Origin of the sequence: Levilactobacillus huananensis (assembly GCF_003946145.1) — a bacterium.
GTDB lineage: Bacteria > Bacillota > Bacilli > Lactobacillales > Lactobacillaceae > Levilactobacillus > Levilactobacillus huananensis.
In genome coordinates, this window is record NZ_RHOC01000002.1 from 130478 (window position 1) to 147838 (window position 17361).

Below are 17361 nucleotides of genomic sequence, written 5' to 3' on the forward strand. Positions count from 1 at the left end.
GAAAGTCACTCAGCTTTCGCATCATCTAGTGTCGCATATTTTAAGGCCCACCTGGCATGATTAGGTGGGGTTAGGATCGTTGCATAACCAAGTGTTTACCGCGCATGCTCAAGATGATCTTGCGCATAAATCCCAATGTCGGCAACATGAACCGTCCCACTGTGACGTTTTCCAGTAGCCGTCAGCAGGCCGATCTTGTTGTAGGCCATAGTGACCGTACTGTCGGCAACGACGGCGACGCCCATGACCTCACCGGTGTCGGCATTGATGCCTGACGGTACATCGATAGCAACGGTCTTGGCATCGGCGGCATTGATCGCATTGATGGCGTCGGCGAACTTACCGTGAACCTCGCGGGAGAGGCCTACACCGAAGATAGCGTCGATGATGACCGTCGCATTGACCACGTGGTTCAGGTCAGTGGTAAATGGAATGTGATAGTAGTTGGCAATCTTGAGCTGTTGTTGCGTCTGAGGGGTCGCCTTATCGGGGTCGCCCAGCAAGTAGACCTCAACGTCAATGCCCCGGATGTGTAGGAGGCGAGCGACTGCAATACCGTCACCACCATTGTTACCAACGGCGGCGACGACAACGACACGGCTGAGATCGAAATCGTCATTTAAAATGTTATTGAACGTTGCCAAGGCGGCGCGCTCCATGAGAACCAACGCGGGAATACCGATCTCGTTTGTGGTGTGCGCGTCGTAGCGTTGGGCTTCGGCAATGGTAATGGCTTTACTCATCATTGATCCCCTCCTTAGGTGGGTATGAGAACTTATGAGTGCTGTTCCGTGACTGGACCGGATTGCAGAACCCGACTCGAGAGATACTGGAGTTGGGTGGTGATGCTGGCATAGTCAAAGTCAGCATCTGGGGTCACCTGTTGCCACCAATCATGTAGGACGGCAATGGCCTGTGTAACTAATCTCTGGCCGGCCTCAGTGAGGGTCAGTCGACGGTTACGACGGTCATGGGGGTCAGTTTCTTTTTCAATCAAGGACAGTTTAACTAGATGTTGAACCATTCGAGCCATCAGGCCTTCATCAACAGCCATGGTCCAAGCTGCCTTGCGTTGATTTAACTGACTAGTTTCGGAAACGAGCACTAATAAGTAGAATTCAGTGATATTTACCGGCATCGCATCGGCTTCCAGAATCTGGTTCATCGCCCGCTGAAATTGCCGGTGGAGAATGGCCAAATTCGTGGTAAAGTCTAGTATCGAGTCTTCCATGAGCCACCTCCTCAATCGTCGTTATGGTGCTTACTCTTAGTTTACACCAGATCGTCAATGGGGATGAAGTCAGCCACTTATCTGGGACAAAGAAGTGCTAGAATAGCAGTAAACCTAATTTATGGGAGGCACTATCGCATGTACATTCAAATTCCAACTGATATGGATGAGGTTCAAATGCGTCAGTTACAATTGAAGCAACAAGGGGAGACCTGGAGTGAGGATCAGATTATTCATCAGGCCGTTCTGGATACCTTCCAGGCATACTTGGATCAGATCGAAGATGGCCACTATGACACGGCAACCTGGCATGGTGAGGCTTTGATCGTGACGGATATCAATGGGGATCAGACCGCTACGGTTCAGCCACAGGGAGCCACATTCATTGCGGATTTTCGTAAGGATGCCGATCAGATGTCTTCCGATCTGGAGCAGGCGGCTATTAAGGCGGCCGGTGCTCGCTAGAAAATTGGCCATTTGATAATTTTTGTACTAAAATAGAGGTGTTGTGCGCCCTTAGTGTAATGGATAGCACATGAGATTTCGGTCCTCATGATCCGAGTTCGACTCTCGGGGGGCGCAATTGTGGTCGTGAATAGCCGTGATAGAACGTGATAAACGTTGCTATTACGGCTTTTTTTGATAATGATAGAAGCGGATTAATTAAGGGACAAAGCTAAACCAGAAGCTAAATAATATGGCTAATCGTATATACGTTTGCGGTGGCTTCTTTTTGAGTGAAGTGTGTGTAAATATCGAGTGTTGTTTGAATGTCAAAGTATCCTAGTTGAAGTTGAAGAGTCTTCACGTTGATGTTATTAGCAACCTGAATCGAGGCAAAGGCATGACGTAGACCATGAACAGTAATATGTGGGAGACTGGTCTGCATCAGGACTGAGTTTAGCCAATGGTAGGGAAGAATGTGATGTTTAAACACACTCACAATTCGATTGAGGGTGCTTTCTTTTATGCCTAATCGATAAGACCGTTTATATATCTCTCGATATGTGAAATGAGCAGTAACAACCGTTGGTGTATCAGTCAGGTGTTTACCAAATGATTGTTTGACCTCATCAAAAGCGAGCTTTGCAGCATGGCTGGAAGTGAGATTTCATCGATGAAAGTTTTTCTATTTCAGTTGACCATGTGTGTCAGTATTAGCAGCCAAGGTACCCAGTAACTTCATAGAGACGCTGACTGCCTGTCTTTATGAAGTCACTAATTTTCATTTAATGATGGGTCTCTCTATTCTGAATTAAATTGTATAAAGAATGATAAGTTGCTTTTTTATTTTCCTAATCGGAGTCACCCCAATTCTAAGTTCCAAGGAGGGAAAACATAGCCAACTTTTTTATAGTCAGCTTTTAACGTTATCGGTTTTGGACGACTACGGTATAAGGTTTGTAGGACCATTTTTCTCTGAATTATTTCAGCACTTTAATATAATTTTTAAGTTAGATTAGTATTACCACATAAGGAGAACCAACCCGTTCAAGCGAATGTATGTTCTTTTGAATTCCTAAATATTGCTGCTGGTCTGATTGATCAGCAGCTTTTTTACATGGGCCCAGTCTACATACTTGGCAGCCCATGTAGGGATGGAAACAGAACGTAACACGCCTTCCTGAGTATCAATAGACTCATCAATATCAGTTCTAGTCAGCATTAACTCGACCATGAAACAGTTGGCTTCATACTCCGTTCCATAAACCTTAGTATAAAGAGATGATTTTTTAAGAAAGTCGGTATTTTCATCATGGCTACAGCGATCATGACCTAATTCGTGGCCACACGTGATTCGCTGCGTCTGACTATCGCTCCTAGAATTTAGGACTATTGAGGAGATACCGTACAATGATGTACGAAACCCCAGTATCTCATCACCTAATTCATGGTAATAAACAGGAATTCCAAGGTATTTACATAGTTTAATAGGATCATTAGTATGGTACTTTTTGACTAATGACCAAGCGTTTTTTCTGATTAATTGTCTTTTCAAAAAGGGTCACCAGCTCACTCGTTATTTTTTTTGTTGCGTTGTCTAGAGAGAATGAGAGACTCTCGCGCAACTACTTCAAGTGAGGATCTGAGTAACTCGGCATCGTCGTCAGAGATTTGTTCACCGCCGTTCTTCATAAAAGCGAGGGCACTTTTATTTGAAAGACCACTAATCATATCGTTAACGGTCTTTTGAATATCCTTCTCATCCGCTTCTGTAAAGGAAGGTGTGTTCGTTCGGCTCAGAAGATAATCAGTAGAAACGTGGAAATAGTCAGCAAGTTCTTCTAATTTTTTTGCGCTGGGATTGGTTCGTTTTAAACGGTAAAGCGTGTTTTTAGAATATCCAAGGTCATTTTCCACATCATTTATAGATTTTTTTTGGTTTTCAGCTAATAATTTAATTCTATCAAATAGCGGCATAGAGCCAGTCCTCACAATCTCAAGGAAAAATAATTAAAACATAAGTGTAAAATCGTTGACTAAATTATACTTATGTTTTAATATGGTCCTTGTAAGCTAATTCAATAGCCAAATGAGCGAATATTAAAGGCTAATCAACGTCGTTCCCAACGAAAGATTGCCTATAAGCGGCTTATTTAGCTATGTCTTGATATTAAAACATTTGCATAAAAAAGTCAACGAGTATTAGCAAATTTGGTAACGAATTAGCTTACATCCTTATGGAAGGGAGGCAACAGAATGCCAGAGTTATTAGCAGGACGTGAGCTAGTCAACACATATTTGCATGACAACAATATCAGTATTACAAGTCTGGGTGCAACTTATGGTAAAGGCCGTATGTACATGGCTGAAGTGCTGAATGGTAAAAAGAAGAATCCGGCAGCCAATCAATTAATTTTGAAAATTATTAATGATTTCCATATTCGGCCAAAAGAATAGGAGATATTTGGCTTGTCATGACTTTAGCAATCGAAACCCTATTATTGTTCATACTCGAGTGGCCATTGTGGTTGGGAGAATGTATTTGATTAGGAGAGATGGTAATGAAGTTAGATATTCCGGAAAGTGTAATGGATCAGCTTTTTATGGAATTATTGCCAATTGCTTCCAAGGCATTTAAACAAGCGGCTCAGCGCGAGGGACTTCCCTTCTGGATGAAAAAGGGAGAAGCCGTGTATGCCAACATTGCTCCAATTACCTTGCGCAATTATATCAAAAGGGACTAATTAAAATCACCATGGAGGGTGGTGGTGCAGAGTGAATTTCAAAAACAGGCAGTTGATGATTTTTACCATAGCAATGAATATTAAAGATCTGTGCGAGGGATGAATTGAATGGAAGCAACATTAATTTTTATTTTAGTCTTTGGGCTAGGCGGCATACTGAGAGTTGCCTATGAAAGGTGGCGAAAATAATTATTCAAACTAAAAAGACAGTTACTAGATTGTGGAAGGTATTATTTCAAAATTTTAAGCCACAGGCAAAAGAAAATCCCATTAGCGTTGCAACGCTAACGAGCTTATCAACTTCATGGATAACTGGAAAAGCCGGGCACCCAATTAATACGATTTAGATGGTTTTCAATATATCCTCCAGGCAACAGGTGCACCAGCTAAAGCCACTCCTAAACGAATCCTCGTAACCCATTCGCTAATGCTAGTGGTTCCATTGGAATTTCGGACAATGATTTGCCGTTATAGAAGGGAGTGTCAAAATGTATGAACGAATTCCACAGGAGCTCAAGTCCCTGAAACGGTGGGGGCTTTATAAACTCGAGTGGCAACCAGAACGAGGAAAGTATACCAAATACCCCAAAGATCCATCCAATGGTGGGAATGGAAAATCTAATGACCCGGCTACCTGGTCAGATTTTGAGACCGCCCTGCAAGCGATGGGTGATTATGGTATGGATGGATTGGGATTTTATTTTCAGCCCCCATACGTTGGTATTGATGTTGATCACTTAGACCAAGATCTTGATCGCTGGCGCGCAGGAGAGGTTGATGAAAATGAAGTTCAACACTTTCTTACCATCACGAAATCTTATGCTGAAACCAGTGTATCAGGAACGGGAATTCATATCATTGTTAAGGGAGAAATTCCGGGTGATCGGCGTCGTAAAGGTAATGTTGAGATGTACACGTCAGGGCGTTTCTTTGCCATGACAGGTAACCAAATCGGTCCATACAACGAAATCAATCGGCCAAAACCTAAGCTAATGGAATTGTTGTATGACCGCTATTTAAGAACCAGCAGTGAGGTGCCTTTAGCAAATAATCAGTTACCACAGTTGAATAATTTGTCAGAAACGGAAGTTATAGCGCGAGCTGAGTCCTCACGAACTGGTCAGCGATTCCGGATGTTCATGGAAGGTGGTTGGGAACAGTTCTATACTTCCCAATCTGAAGCTGACCTAGCATTCGCTAATGATTTGGCTTTCTGGACCGGTCGAGATTTTGCGAAGATGGACAGTATCTTTCGGCAGTCGAATCTGATACGTGGAAAGTGGGATGAGAAGCATGGCAAAACGACCTACGGGGTTGCGACACTGAACAAAGCGATTAATGAAACGCATGATGTATTCAATCACCCTAAAGCACCGTTGAAATACAATTCTGAATTTGGTACCCAAACTGAAGGAAAGAAAGACACACCGCCTCGTAGTTATGATGACACAGGGAATGCGGATCGCTTTATAGATCGATATGGTGGACTGGTCAAATATTCTTTCACGGACAAGACTTGGATTGTGTACAACGGTAGCTATTGGGTGACAGATGAAACCGGCCAAGTCCACAGTTTAGTAGATAATGTTGTGGAAAATATGAAGAATGAAAAAGTAGGCATTCCACCGAATAGCGAATTATCTGAAAAACATGCTACTGAGAAATTTCAAAAACATATCCAAAGGTCTCGTTCTAATTCTGGAAAGAAGGCCATGATGGAAGAGCTGAAACACCGGGTTCCCGTTCTTCATGGTGAGTTTGATAATGATAAGACATTGCTTAACGTGGCAAATGGTTATATTGATCTTTCAAATGGAATTTTGAATGATCACGATATTAAGAAGCTGTTCTCACGGCAGGCATCGGTGGCGTATAGCGAGACGATTGATGCCCCAAAGTGGAAACTGTTTCTCAACCAGATCTTCAACAATAATCAAGAACTTATTGATTACGTTCAAAAGGCAGTGGGTTATTCACTAACTGGTTCCACAAAAGAGCAGGTTATGTTCATTCTTTATGGGAATGGTCGCAATGGTAAGTCAATATTTATTGATACGATTGTTGACACTTTAGGAAACTATGCACGTTCGATGCAGGCTGATTCAATTATGGTTAAGAACAATAGCTCCACAGTTAACTCAGACATTGCTCGTCTTGAGGGAGCACGATTGGTTGCTTCTAGTGAACCCAACGATGGACTACGACTAGATGAGGGACTAGTTAAGCAATTGACTGGTGGCGATACGGTGACAGCACGCTATTTATACGGAAAAGAGTTTGAGTTCAAACCGGAGTTTAAATTGTGGCTAGCGACTAATCACAAGCCATTCATTAGGGGAACCGATGATGGTATTTGGCGGCGACTGATGTTAATCCCATTTGCTGTGAAGATTTCAGATAATCGTGTTGATAAGGATCTCAAGTATAAGCTTCAACGTGAAGAAGTTGGAATTCTTAATTGGGCTGTTGAGGGAGCAATCAAATGGCAACGTGAAGGGCTTAAGCCACCAGAAAGTGTGGTTCAAGCAAGCCAAGACTATCGAAATGAGATGGATGTAACTGCAGGATTTATGGAGGAGTGTTGCACGGTTGGTAAAGGTGAACTGGTTCGGGCCAGCCAATTATATCAGCGGTATAAGCAATGGACTAATGACAATTCTCAATACTTGATGAATTCAACCAAGTTTGGTACAGAAATGGGTGATAAGTATATCAAGAAACGAGATTCACGAGGCGTTTATTATGTGGGTCTTAGCTTGAGAATGAATGCAAAGCCTTTTTGAGATGGTGACTAACAAGTAACGAATGTAGGGTATGTAGGGGTGTGTCGGCAGCTGTAGGCCCCCTCAATCGCTTGGCCCCGTTGAGCTGTGTACAGTTATGCATACTTTCTTCTATATACCATCAATTAATATAAATAAAGATATATAAGAAAATGGATAAAAGTGCCTACATTTACTACATTGCCTACATATCCCACGTGTATCAAGGGATGGGAAGCAGTGTAGATGTGAAAATGCCCCTGCATAACACCTACAGGCAATGGAGATAACTTTATAGAAAGTGAATACAAAATACAAAACGGAAATTAGGTTTTTTCCTAGAAATTTTACTGCTCTTTGTGGTTTTGGACCTTCAGATGGATGATTCCTATGTTTAGAAGAGGGCGAGTAACTAGCTAGAAGAGATTCACACCATTTATTCAACTCTTTTTAGTTTTATATGGCGTTGTTAGGAGTGTGGATGAGGCAGTGAGAATTGTGAGGTAATTACGATGACACTAAATAAGCCACTATTATCACGGCTTAGAGAAGTTGAAGCAAGATATGGAAGTAATGAATGGCCGCCTAAAGTTACCAAAGAGTTAAATAGGCTGGCTAATAGAATTCGAGATCCAGTTAGTGTAGGTCTCATCAAAACGATTTGGCTATATAAGCGTGGATTTGTGGAGTCGTACATTGAGAAAAGAATGGGTAAAAGTCGAATATGGGTTAATCAGAAACATCCGAAAGAGACGTTTTATGTATTGACGCAAGGGGATCGAAAGCACTTATCACATTTGATTGAATCAGGGACCACGTTTAAAGATATTTGTCAGGAAATGCGGCGTAAGCCAAGCTGGCTACGAGAGATGATGAAGCGGTTATGAAAAAACATAGTTGTACGCAAAAGGGAGGCAACAATTTATTTGACCATTCTATGCAGATATTCCTGCGCCAATGGTTCAGAGGTTTTATAGTCGAAGACGCTATTAGAGTCCCTGAAAAAATTTAGAGAAAACGAACGCCTATATTGAGCGCTTGATTCAGTTTGAGAAAGCCAGAGAAGTATTCTATGTTCTTAGGTTAGCAAAGGTTAGTTAAGGTTGAAAAATAAAAGTAAATAACGATGAAAGGGTGATGCTTGTGAGGACAGCTACGTTTCATTTTGTAGAGGAAATTCTGAGAGACTATCCTGAAACAGAAAAAAACATTCGATATATTCAACAAGAGGTCCTTGGCCCATTTAATCTCGAACCTGATGTGGGCATTGGTGGTCGGCGAAAACAGAATAGAAGCTCACGAGGTGTCGAATACCAAGCCATGACAATTGCGACTAGTAAAGCAATTCATAATTTGCGTATTAATCAATACGTCGTTGAAGTTACTTTGGCTGAGTCTGATGATCTTACGCAGGAAATCATTACCGAGCTGTATTTCAAGCGTAATTCGACGTTGACAATTACGGGGGTCGCAATGAAACTTCATATTGGACGAACAGTTGCTAGTCGTAAGCGAACGAGCTTTTTCGAGAAGGTAGTCCATCAATTAGGTATTAGACCCTAGAACAAATCAAATGTGTAGCTGAAAGAATATACAAAATTTGCACGCACGACAGTTCAAAGCCACATATACTTGTAATATGGTAATTCCGTCAAGGGATTGCCGGTGAGTCATGTCTATGATGGTTCTTCCGGTTATGCCGTGATGGGTTCGATTCCCATCATGACATTAGCGGTGTAATTCAATATGCTGCGACTACTTCCTAGGTGCTCCGATTATATTTTGTCTCTAAACAACTAGTTTTTTCTTTCCTTATATACACAATTGGCGTAGCTGGTGCTGCGCCTTTTTGCTGTAGAGAGTGGGATTAAATATGATTTGGTTGTTTTCGTGACTTGGATGGTGATGAGAAAGCGATTATGGCCGATACATTGGTAAAGATTTTTTTGATTTAAGATTCCCGACTAAAGTATTTGAAAAGTAGTCCGACAAAGCGCACACACTACTGATGCTGGTTTGTAGAAATTTAAAAAATGAAGGGGGGGTGTTACCTATGATGAAAGGAACTTTTGATATTGCGTCCGTGCTGACTTTTGTATTGACTATTGTACCGGCAATTTATAAATTGTTACGTCCACTGATTACAGCCAAGATTGAGACCCAGAAGAGTGAAAATACAAGACATGATTTAGAAATCGCTGATGACTACGCCGCTGCTATTGTTGCAGAAATGGCGGTCATGGCTAACTTGTCTAGTGCCGATCGAAAAACTGAAGCTGTGCGATTCGTTATTAATGCGATGCAGGATCTTGGCAAGACAATCTCTACCGAAACTGCGGGGGCAAAGGTTGAAGCGGCCTATCAGAATTACAAGAATAATATTGGCGGAGATGTGCATAAAGTATCGAAAACAATTGAAGCCACAGCTGATCCTGACCCGGATGATCAAAGTGAAGTCAATTAGAAAGGGGTACTGAAAATGAGTTTTAAAGAAGTAGCAGATATTGCCTCCTATCAAAGCGATAGCTTGAGCTATATGAAGCAACTTCGTCAATACGCAGGCGCTGTCATTATTAAATTAACTGAGGGGTCAGAGAGTGGTAGTGCATACTTTAATCCCAAGGCACCAACACAAGTGGCTAATGCCTTTAAGGTATTTCCGACCGTAGGCGTTTACCATTATTTTTTAGGTAACTCGCAAAATATGGGGATAATGATCCGGTCAATGAAGCTAAGTGGTTTTACAAAAAGATACGGGCACTTGGTTTGGATAAAACAACGGTCTGTGTAATTGATGTTGAAGACAAGGTGTTACAAAAGTACGTGACTCATGACATCAATTTGTTTTTAAAATACCTATCGGGGAAAGGCTATGCAAATCTCATGGTCTACGCGTCAGGTAGTTGGTTTACCAGTGGCCGGATTAATAAGAGTGCTTTATACAACAATACACCCATCTGGGTAGCCGCATACGGAACTAACCAGCCTGGCGTTAATGGGGCCTCAGCCTGGCAATATACCGATAACGGCCACGGACTCAATACGGATTTTTCATATGATTTCACTGGCGCTTTGAGTGGGACAATTGAGGCCTCAAAACCGGATATCGGAACTGATGAAGTGCCTGACTCTAATAAGAATGAAGTACCAATCGAAAATGACATTGGTAAGTTTGTACAAGAAAGTGGGCGATATACGATTACAGCGGACTCTGTCCCCGTATATACCGATCCTACGCTGACCGGCACAGCTGGTGAGTCATTGTCTAAGGGGAGCTCACTAGTTTGTGTTCCTGCCGACAGAGCTGCTCATAGCCTCATGATTAGCCGTGATATGTACATTACAGCTGATACGGCAAAGGTCAAATACGAAAAGGGGTGATTTAATTTGCGTTTACTCGGTCTGACTATTGAGGATATTGCGAGCCTATTAGGTATTATTGGGACTATTTGCGGAGGAATTTTTTACCTATTTCGCGTGATTGTCGTTAAGCCCATGCGTGATGAAAATCGCAACCTAAGTGATGCACTCAACGCCTTAACACATGAATTTCATGCGATGCGTGAAATTGAAGATCGGGAGCACCGAACCATAGACGACAAGTTACATGAGCACGATATTAAGATTGCTCGGCACGATGAAGAACTAAAAACCTTGTTCAAAGTGGATAGAGATATCTAAAAAAGAGTCGAGCATTATGCTCGGCTCTTTTGGTTTTCAAAAAGCACGAAAGTCGCACGCATCAAGGTTTGAGCCCGAATATACTTAATATTGTTATCAGCGCTGATGGCAAATAAATTTATTCGGAGGGTTTTATTATGTCTGTTACTCCTCATTTGCTATCTGATTTTGGAACTTCTGATCTTACTCCTGAAAATGCCTTACAAAGCTTTGTGATTGATAAGGATGATCCTGGTGTTGGGTATGGTGTCTTTCAACATAACCACAGTACCGAGTTATGGCTCGTTAAGTATAATTATGATGTATCTAGCACAGAAGCTACAGAAAATCATATTACACCAGTATCTAATTATAAGATTACTGGTAGTCTCGATGGAGGACATCCTGTTGGGCACTCTGGATCACTACAAGTGTACCATCGGAATGGACAAACTTATCTAATTGTTGCGACCAAGAAGACTGCTACGGTGAAGAATAACTATGCGACACAACTCACTCGAGTTTCGGTTAAGGACTTTGGTAACAACAATCCCGCTGTTCATTATGATCAGTTGAAGCGAATTGGTTCTCTTCAAAACGTTGGTGGAGCGAGTCTTGGTACACCCGATCGTGTTGAATTTGCAATTGATTACTATGAAAAAAATATTGCAGTGTGGGTATTTGATCCTGATACTAAGAGCCGTATGGCACTTTACAATCTTGATGATATTGACGCACTGTTTAATAAGGCTAATCCAGAAGTTACCATTAAGGGTACCAAACAGGGCCTTGTAAGTAACTTCATGAAATATACAAAGGCAAAAATGTTCGACCTGTCTACGTCGACAGGTGAAAATTGGCCACACCGTTCCTTGCAAGGGTTGGCATTAACAAGTGCAGGGTCTGTGTACGTAGTTTGTGAAAATGGTATTGGCGATCCAAAGAAGACGTCAGGCGCTAAAGGGATCTGGAAGTTTAAGGTTGGGGTGGATAAGAGCGGTAATCCTACCCGTCTTTATAATGGTAAATGGACACAGTTTGTGGATAAATTAACGCCGAAGGGCATTAAGGATACTGGTGTTGAAACTGAAAACATTCAGATTATCGGTGGTGATATTTACTTGAGTGTTACCTACCATGATGTGAAGAATGGTGTTTCACATATGGCGAAGAATCGACTTTACCATTTTGATAAGACGCTTATCTAATTAATTGCAAAATAAAAGGGCTACCTTGAGGTAGCTCTTTTTAGTACAGTCCTTGAATATAATTAGTAGCTATTTGAGCCTCTTCAGCTGTCACGGAATTCGCGCCTGTCAAACCAACGACTGAGCCGATGTACTTCCAACCGAGATCTCCAAGATAAAAGAAGAATTCTTGTTTACCATTATTGATAGTAAGGTTATAGCCATCAGTGTCATTGTCGGTATACATCATTTGGAAAACGTGTCCCATTTTGAAAGTTACGCGATAAAGGTGAGACTTACCCGATTTAACTTTTTTAGTGGCAATACCCTTAATCGGTTTAGATAAATAATAGGTTGTTGTTGAGTGGGTTCGCTTGAATTTCTTAATCTTGGCGTATCGTGTGGGTTTAAACTTCGATCCCTTAGTATGATAGACAAGCTGACTATCTGCTGAGACAGAAATGAATGGTAATGAGACATAGCCACTATAAGCCGGCTTATTTGATTTTACGGAAAGAAAAGGAAAACTAGCAAGTGAGTTGTAAGAAAAAGCGGTATTCCTAGTATAGGGGTGTTTAGCACCACCGTTGTTCTTTGAAACCAGATAACTTTGATTCCAATTTCCCAAAGTCTTGAAGACTTTTTTCTGATTTTTGAGGCTTAATGAAGGATTGTTAACGCCGATGAGGTTGCCGTGACCATCACTAAGGCCAGACACAACAGCTCCTTTGGGGAGTGTTACCACCTTGTGTCTAGATTCATTGGTCAAGTTGAGTGGTTCTTTCAGTTTATATGTTTGAAATGGATTTTGATGTTCTGGTGTGATGGGGTTGGTTGAGTAGTCGTAAAGTGTTCCCAAATAGGAGAGTTTTCGAATGTCAACCTTATGGATTAAGTTATCCACATGTTTCCCCGTATTTACAATTCTTGCCGTTTCGGCTGATGCACTGGTGAACCCTAAGCTGCCAGCAATAATGCCAGCCAATGTGAGCAATAAAGCATTTTTACCGTTTAGTTTAAGCAATCTAATACCTCCTAATGGTTTCCCCTGAAGATCCTACATTGTTATTATAACGCCATTTGAGACTCATTGGAAAGCGCTACCTTTAAGTAGATAGCACTTTTAGTACAAGCTTTGAACATAGTCGGTAGCGATTTTTGCGTCAGTAGGTGAAACAGTATCTGCGCCTGTCAAGCCAACAATTGAACCGATATAATTCCAACCTATTTCACGGAGATTAATGAAATAGGATTGCTTGCCATTGTTAATCGTGAGACTGTAACCGTCGGTGTCGTAATCAGCGAACATCATTTGAAAGACGCGGCTCATTTTAAATGTCACGCGATAAAGATGAGACTTACCTGATTTAACCTTTTTAGTTGCAACACCCTTAACTGGTTTTGTCAAATAATAAGTGATGCTAGAATGAGTCATTTTAAACTTCTTAATTTTGGCATAACGCTTTGGCTTATATCTTGAGCCTTTGGTGTGGTAAACAAGTTGACTATCTGCTGAAATCGAAACGAAAGGCAACGAATACCCACCAGCGTCGTATACAGGGTTGTTTGACTTAACCGATAAGAATGGAAACATAGCTAAAGATTTATAAGAAAATGCGGTGTTTCTAGTGTAAGGTTGTTGAGCACCACCATTGTTCTTGGATATCGGTATACTCCCATGCCAATTCCCGAGGGTCTTGAAAACCATCTTTTGATTTTTAATACTTAGAGAGGGGTTCTCAATAGAGATTAGATTTCCTTTGCCATCGCTAAGTCCAGTGACAACAGATCCCTTAGGTAAGGTAACTTCTTTATGTTTGTTTTGATTAGCAATTTTCATTGATTTTTTTAATTTATAAGTTTGACAACGACTGTTATTACGCATAGTGGATGGATTAGTTGAATCATACGGTGTATCGAAGTATGAGAGATTTCGAATATCAATCTTGTGGATTAAACTATCAACATGCTGTCCCGTATTTACGATCCTTGCTTTTTCCGCAGATGCACTGGTAACACCTAAACTCCCCATAATAGCACCTAGTAGCGTGAGCAATAAGGCACTTGTTTTTATTTTAAACAATCCCAATTCCTCCTAATAATGATCTCTCCTGGAGATTCCTATGAGTCTAATATAACGCAATTGGAAGCCTGTTGGAAAGCGCTATTTTAATCGTTAGGGTGTCGTCCTGACAGGTATGTCTCACGTTGGCCAATAAGTCCTCTAAGCTCTTGTAAGTCATCTGTAGTAGCATAATTTCGGGTAAAACTTCTTGTCGCCGAACGTGTATTAATGACTTTTCTAGCATCTTTGTTTTTTTGTCCCATTTTTTGTTAGCCCGAAGTGCCACTTATCGTGATACGGTCAATCATACTGCTCACATGCAGAAGAACCGACTTTACCATTTTGACAAGACGCTTATTTAATTAATTGCATATAAAATAGCTACCTCAAGGGTAGCTATTTTTTAGTACAATTTTTGGATAAAGGCTGCGGCTATCTTTTCATCAGTAGGAGAGACATAATCAACGCCTGTAACACCCATTTTAGGTCTAATGTAGTTGCTTCCAAGATATCCTAATGGGAAGAAGAAAGCTTGACGACCATTATCTATGGTAATGTTATAGCCATCACTGTCGCCAGTAGAATTGAAAAATGCTTGGAAAACATTTCCCATTTTAAGAGTGACACGGTATAGATGAGTTTTACCAGACTTAACCTTTTGGGTTGCAACGCCTTTAATTGGTTTAGCAAGATAGTAGGTTACTGCAGAGTGAGTTCGCTTATACTTTTTAATTTTGACATAACGTGTTGGCTTGAATCTTGAGCCTTTTGTGTGATAAACAAGTTGACTATCCGCGGTAACTGAAATGAATGGTAACGGTGCACCACCAACGTCAAATCTGTTATTAGATTTGACAGATAAAAAAGGAAAAGTTGCGAGTGACTGGTAAGAGAAGGCTGTATTTCTAGTGTAGGGTTGTTTAGCCCCTCCGTTGTTCTGTTCTAGAGGATAACTCAAACGCCAATTATTTAAGGTTTTAAATACCTTTTTTTGATTTTGGATACTCAAAGCCGTACTATTAACGTTAATCAGGTTTCCATGGCCGTCATTCATGCCTGCAACGACAGTTCCCTTGGGCAAAGTGACCGTTTTACGTTTCGATTGGTCAGTTAACTTCATTGACTTTTTAAGTTTATAAGTTTGATACATATTATGTTTGTACAGTACTGAGGGCTTTGTTAAATAATCATAATCAGTCCTAAAATAGGAAAGTTTATTAATATCAACCTTATGAATTAAATTATCGACGTGCTTTCCTGTGTTTACAAGCCTTACTTTTTCAGCAGCTGCACTCGTGATACTCAAACTGCCAGCAATGATGCCAGCTAATGTGAGCAATAAAGCATTTTTACCGTTTAGTTTAAACAATCTAATACCCCCTAATAATTTCCCCTGACAATCCCTACAATCCTATTATAACGCCATTTGAGTCGTGTTGGAAAGCGCTATTTTAATCAGTAGGGTATGTCGCACACTAACAAATGAGCTTCCTAAGCTCTTGTAAATCGTCTGTGGTAGCATAATTTCGGAGAAAACTTTTTGCCGCCGAACACGCATTAATGACTTTTCTAGCATCTTTGTTTTTTAGCCCAAGCTTTTGCCGCGGCATTCTTTTTCAAAGAAATGAACAGTATCGCAGATTTGACGCCATTTTAAAGTGGCGTCTTTTCTTCTGTTAAATAGTTGCGAGTCAGTAAGCTAATGGCTCAGTATCTGTGCATGAAATTGGTGACAGATTGAAACTGGTTGCGGGTTCTGGTTGGATAATGATTTTTGAAGAATGCGGCTATTTTAGTGACTTGTAGAACCTCCTGGCGAGTGATGTAGAGTCTTCGGAAGGTGCCAATTGCAGTTGGAAGTAGTCGGTGTAGCGCGAAATTTTTGTTATGACAACCTCGTTTAGTAACAGATTAAAAGGGGCTGCATCCCGTAATTATGGGATGCAGCCCCTTTTAATAGCTATCTAGCTAATCGTTTTTGTTCATTGTGGCTGACAGTCAAAGACTCAGCTAGTGAAAGACCCGAGCGATGCCGGCAATATCTGAGCGTTGGCCGTTTCGAATATTGGCGACCATGATGCGTGGTGGCCAACTTTCAATAACTTTCCCCTTACCTAGATAGATGGCAACATGCCAAATGGTGTGGGTACCAGGTTGGTAGTAGAAGACCAGATCACCGCGACGTTTGTGGCGGTAGGCAACGTGCATGAATTTTTTACTTGCCCACATGTTACGGGAATTCCACTCATTGCCGGGGTAGGCGTGGTGCATAGAGCTGATGGACTTCATGTTAATCCCACCAGCGTATAGCGCTTGCATGACGAGTCCAGAACAGTCCGTGCCATAGATTGGTTTAGAAGATGAACCCACTAAGTATGGTTTGCCCTTATACTGATAGGCTTGGTGAATCATTGCTTCAATATGTGCTTGACGACCATCCCAGGCATGGGCTTTTAATGGTGCGATGTAGGAATCAATTCCGGTCCAGCTGGACTTGGAGAAACCTAACTTGACCCAGGTTTTTTCGTTAACGTTTCCCGTCACTTTTAAGTGATGCTTGCGTTGGAAATTCTTAACGGCATAGTAGGTTGCTGAATTGTACTTATTGTAGCCATTGGCAGTTCCCAGCCGACGCATGATTTTCCAAGTCTTAATGCCTTCATAATTGCGTTTGACGGTATAGCCGACTTTTCCGCGGGTTTGGGAAGCCTTGATCTGACGGTAGTTAACCTGATAGTAACGCTTAGGGTTTTGATAACCTGACGTCTTGGCAACATATTTCTTATTGGCGGTGATGTATCTGCCCTTGGCGGTCTTTAAAACGGGAGATTGACCGTTTTTTACGATCACCTTTGAGATTTTAGCAAATTGGCCCTTGTGAACGGTCGAGGCCCGATGTTTCTGAGCCGCATCTTTGAAGTAGGTTGCGGTTCGTTTGACCCGGATAATACCAGGATTAGTTGTATAGTAACTAGCCTTGGCTTGAGCCGAGATAGGGTGCGCGAAGCCCAAGGAAAGAAGGGCACCAAGGGTCAGAAGTAATGTTGAACGATGCATAATTGAAGCCTCCGATTGCGTATGAGTTTGTAAAGTGCGATTACGAGTGCGTGGTCACGATGGCTAGACGGTAACCGTATCAATAGTTTGATTATAGATCAATTGAAAGAGATTAGGAAGTGCTGCTCTTAGGGGAGACACTGCAATAACGGAAAAGTCAAAAAACGTCCAATTTCGCGATGAATCATCACGGACGTTGGACGTTTTAAAG

20 protein-coding genes and 1 tRNA gene are annotated in these 17361 nt (G+C 41.5%); 12 read left to right on the top strand and 9 right to left on the bottom strand.

Annotated elements, in window-relative coordinates; all coding sequences use genetic code 11:
- Positions 1-95: 95 nt before the first annotated feature.
- Together EKM71_RS02660 and EKM71_RS02665 are read right to left on the bottom strand one after the other, a co-directional pair.
- Positions 96-746 carry an NAD(P)H-hydrate epimerase gene (locus EKM71_RS02660; protein ID WP_191986158.1) on the bottom strand — a complete coding sequence of 217 codons (651 nt, stop codon included), beginning with the start codon at positions 744-746 and terminating at the stop codon, positions 96-98.
- A 29-nt stretch (positions 747-775) separates the two neighbouring features.
- Positions 776-1231 (bottom strand): MarR family winged helix-turn-helix transcriptional regulator, encoded by a 456-nt coding sequence (locus EKM71_RS02665; protein ID WP_125573133.1) that lies wholly within the window; start codon positions 1229-1231, stop codon positions 776-778.
- A 138-nt stretch (positions 1232-1369) separates the two neighbouring features.
- Between EKM71_RS02665 and EKM71_RS02670 the strand changes: the two genes are divergently transcribed.
- Complete coding sequence (locus EKM71_RS02670) at positions 1370-1696, top strand: hypothetical protein (RefSeq protein WP_125573134.1); 327 nt, start codon at positions 1370-1372, stop codon at positions 1694-1696.
- A gap of 45 nt (positions 1697-1741) precedes the next feature.
- Positions 1742-1813 (top strand) — tRNA-Arg (locus EKM71_RS02675).
- A 106-nt stretch (positions 1814-1919) separates the two neighbouring features.
- Here the strand turns inward: EKM71_RS02675 and EKM71_RS11150 are convergent.
- The 3 genes from EKM71_RS11150 to EKM71_RS02690 all read right to left on the bottom strand — a co-directional run bounded on the left by EKM71_RS11150 (position 1920) and on the right by EKM71_RS02690 (position 3652).
- Positions 1920-2168 (bottom strand): tyrosine-type recombinase/integrase, encoded by a 249-nt coding sequence (locus tag EKM71_RS11150; protein ID WP_225417979.1) that lies wholly within the window; start codon positions 2166-2168, stop codon positions 1920-1922.
- A 582-nt stretch (positions 2169-2750) separates the two neighbouring features.
- Positions 2751-3230, bottom strand: coding sequence for an ImmA/IrrE family metallo-endopeptidase (locus EKM71_RS02685; protein WP_125573135.1), 480 nt, complete (start codon positions 3228-3230; stop codon positions 2751-2753).
- Between the two features lie 14 nt (positions 3231-3244).
- A complete protein-coding gene (locus EKM71_RS02690) occupies positions 3245-3652 on the bottom strand; it encodes a helix-turn-helix domain-containing protein (RefSeq protein WP_125573136.1) in 408 nt (135 codons plus the stop codon).
- A gap of 279 nt (positions 3653-3931) precedes the next feature.
- On the opposite strand from EKM71_RS02690, the gene EKM71_RS02695 reads away from it, so the two are divergent.
- From EKM71_RS02695 to EKM71_RS02735, 10 genes are all read left to right on the top strand, one after another.
- Positions 3932-4132: an XRE family transcriptional regulator gene (locus tag EKM71_RS02695; protein WP_125573137.1), complete on the top strand. Its 201-nt coding sequence runs from the start codon at positions 3932-3934 to the stop codon at positions 4130-4132.
- 104 nt (positions 4133-4236) lie between these two features.
- Positions 4237-4419, top strand: coding sequence for a hypothetical protein (locus EKM71_RS02700; protein ID WP_125573138.1), 183 nt, complete (start codon positions 4237-4239; stop codon positions 4417-4419).
- Positions 4420-4907: 488 nt separating this feature from the next.
- Entirely contained in the window at positions 4908-7202 is a 2295-nt protein-coding gene (locus tag EKM71_RS02705; protein WP_125573139.1) for a phage/plasmid primase, P4 family, read from the top strand.
- Between the two features lie 491 nt (positions 7203-7693).
- Complete coding sequence (locus EKM71_RS11030) at positions 7694-8068, top strand: hypothetical protein (protein WP_164504701.1); 375 nt, start codon at positions 7694-7696, stop codon at positions 8066-8068.
- 256 nt (positions 8069-8324) lie between these two features.
- On the top strand, positions 8325-8744 hold the full coding sequence (locus EKM71_RS02710) for a transcriptional regulator (protein WP_164504702.1): 420 nt from the start codon (positions 8325-8327) through the stop codon (positions 8742-8744).
- A 490-nt stretch (positions 8745-9234) separates the two neighbouring features.
- Entirely contained in the window at positions 9235-9645 is a 411-nt protein-coding gene (locus EKM71_RS02715) for a hypothetical protein (protein ID WP_125573141.1), read from the top strand.
- A 15-nt stretch (positions 9646-9660) separates the two neighbouring features.
- Positions 9661-9972, top strand: a complete 312-nt coding sequence (locus EKM71_RS11210) for a GH25 family lysozyme (RefSeq protein ID WP_125573142.1) — start codon at positions 9661-9663, stop codon at positions 9970-9972.
- Positions 9948-10562 (top strand): GH25 family lysozyme, encoded by a 615-nt coding sequence (locus EKM71_RS02725; RefSeq protein WP_263853559.1) that lies wholly within the window; start codon positions 9948-9950, stop codon positions 10560-10562. The genes EKM71_RS11210 and EKM71_RS02725 overlap by 25 nt, the downstream gene beginning before the upstream one ends.
- A 6-nt stretch (positions 10563-10568) precedes the next feature.
- Complete coding sequence (locus EKM71_RS02730; protein ID WP_125573144.1) at positions 10569-10862, top strand: hypothetical protein; 294 nt, start codon at positions 10569-10571, stop codon at positions 10860-10862.
- 137 nt (positions 10863-10999) lie between these two features.
- The gene (locus EKM71_RS02735; protein ID WP_125573145.1) at positions 11000-12049 is read left to right on the top strand and encodes a helveticin J family class III bacteriocin; all 1050 of its coding nucleotides are present in this window, start codon (positions 11000-11002) and stop codon (positions 12047-12049) included.
- A gap of 40 nt (positions 12050-12089) precedes the next feature.
- On the opposite strand, the gene EKM71_RS02740 is transcribed toward EKM71_RS02735, so the two are convergent.
- The 4 genes from EKM71_RS02740 to EKM71_RS02755 form a co-directional block, all read right to left on the bottom strand.
- Positions 12090-13052, bottom strand: coding sequence for a hypothetical protein (locus EKM71_RS02740; protein ID WP_125573146.1), 963 nt, complete (start codon positions 13050-13052; stop codon positions 12090-12092).
- Between the two features lie 99 nt (positions 13053-13151).
- The gene (locus EKM71_RS02745) at positions 13152-14111 is read right to left on the bottom strand and encodes a hypothetical protein (protein ID WP_125573147.1); all 960 of its coding nucleotides are present in this window, start codon (positions 14109-14111) and stop codon (positions 13152-13154) included.
- A 385-nt stretch (positions 14112-14496) separates the two neighbouring features.
- On the bottom strand, positions 14497-15462 hold the full coding sequence (locus EKM71_RS02750) for a hypothetical protein (protein WP_125573148.1): 966 nt from the start codon (positions 15460-15462) through the stop codon (positions 14497-14499).
- Between the two features lie 641 nt (positions 15463-16103).
- Positions 16104-17150, bottom strand: coding sequence for a DUF5776 domain-containing protein (locus EKM71_RS02755; protein ID WP_125573149.1), 1047 nt, complete (start codon positions 17148-17150; stop codon positions 16104-16106).
- Positions 17151-17361 lie beyond the last annotated feature (211 nt).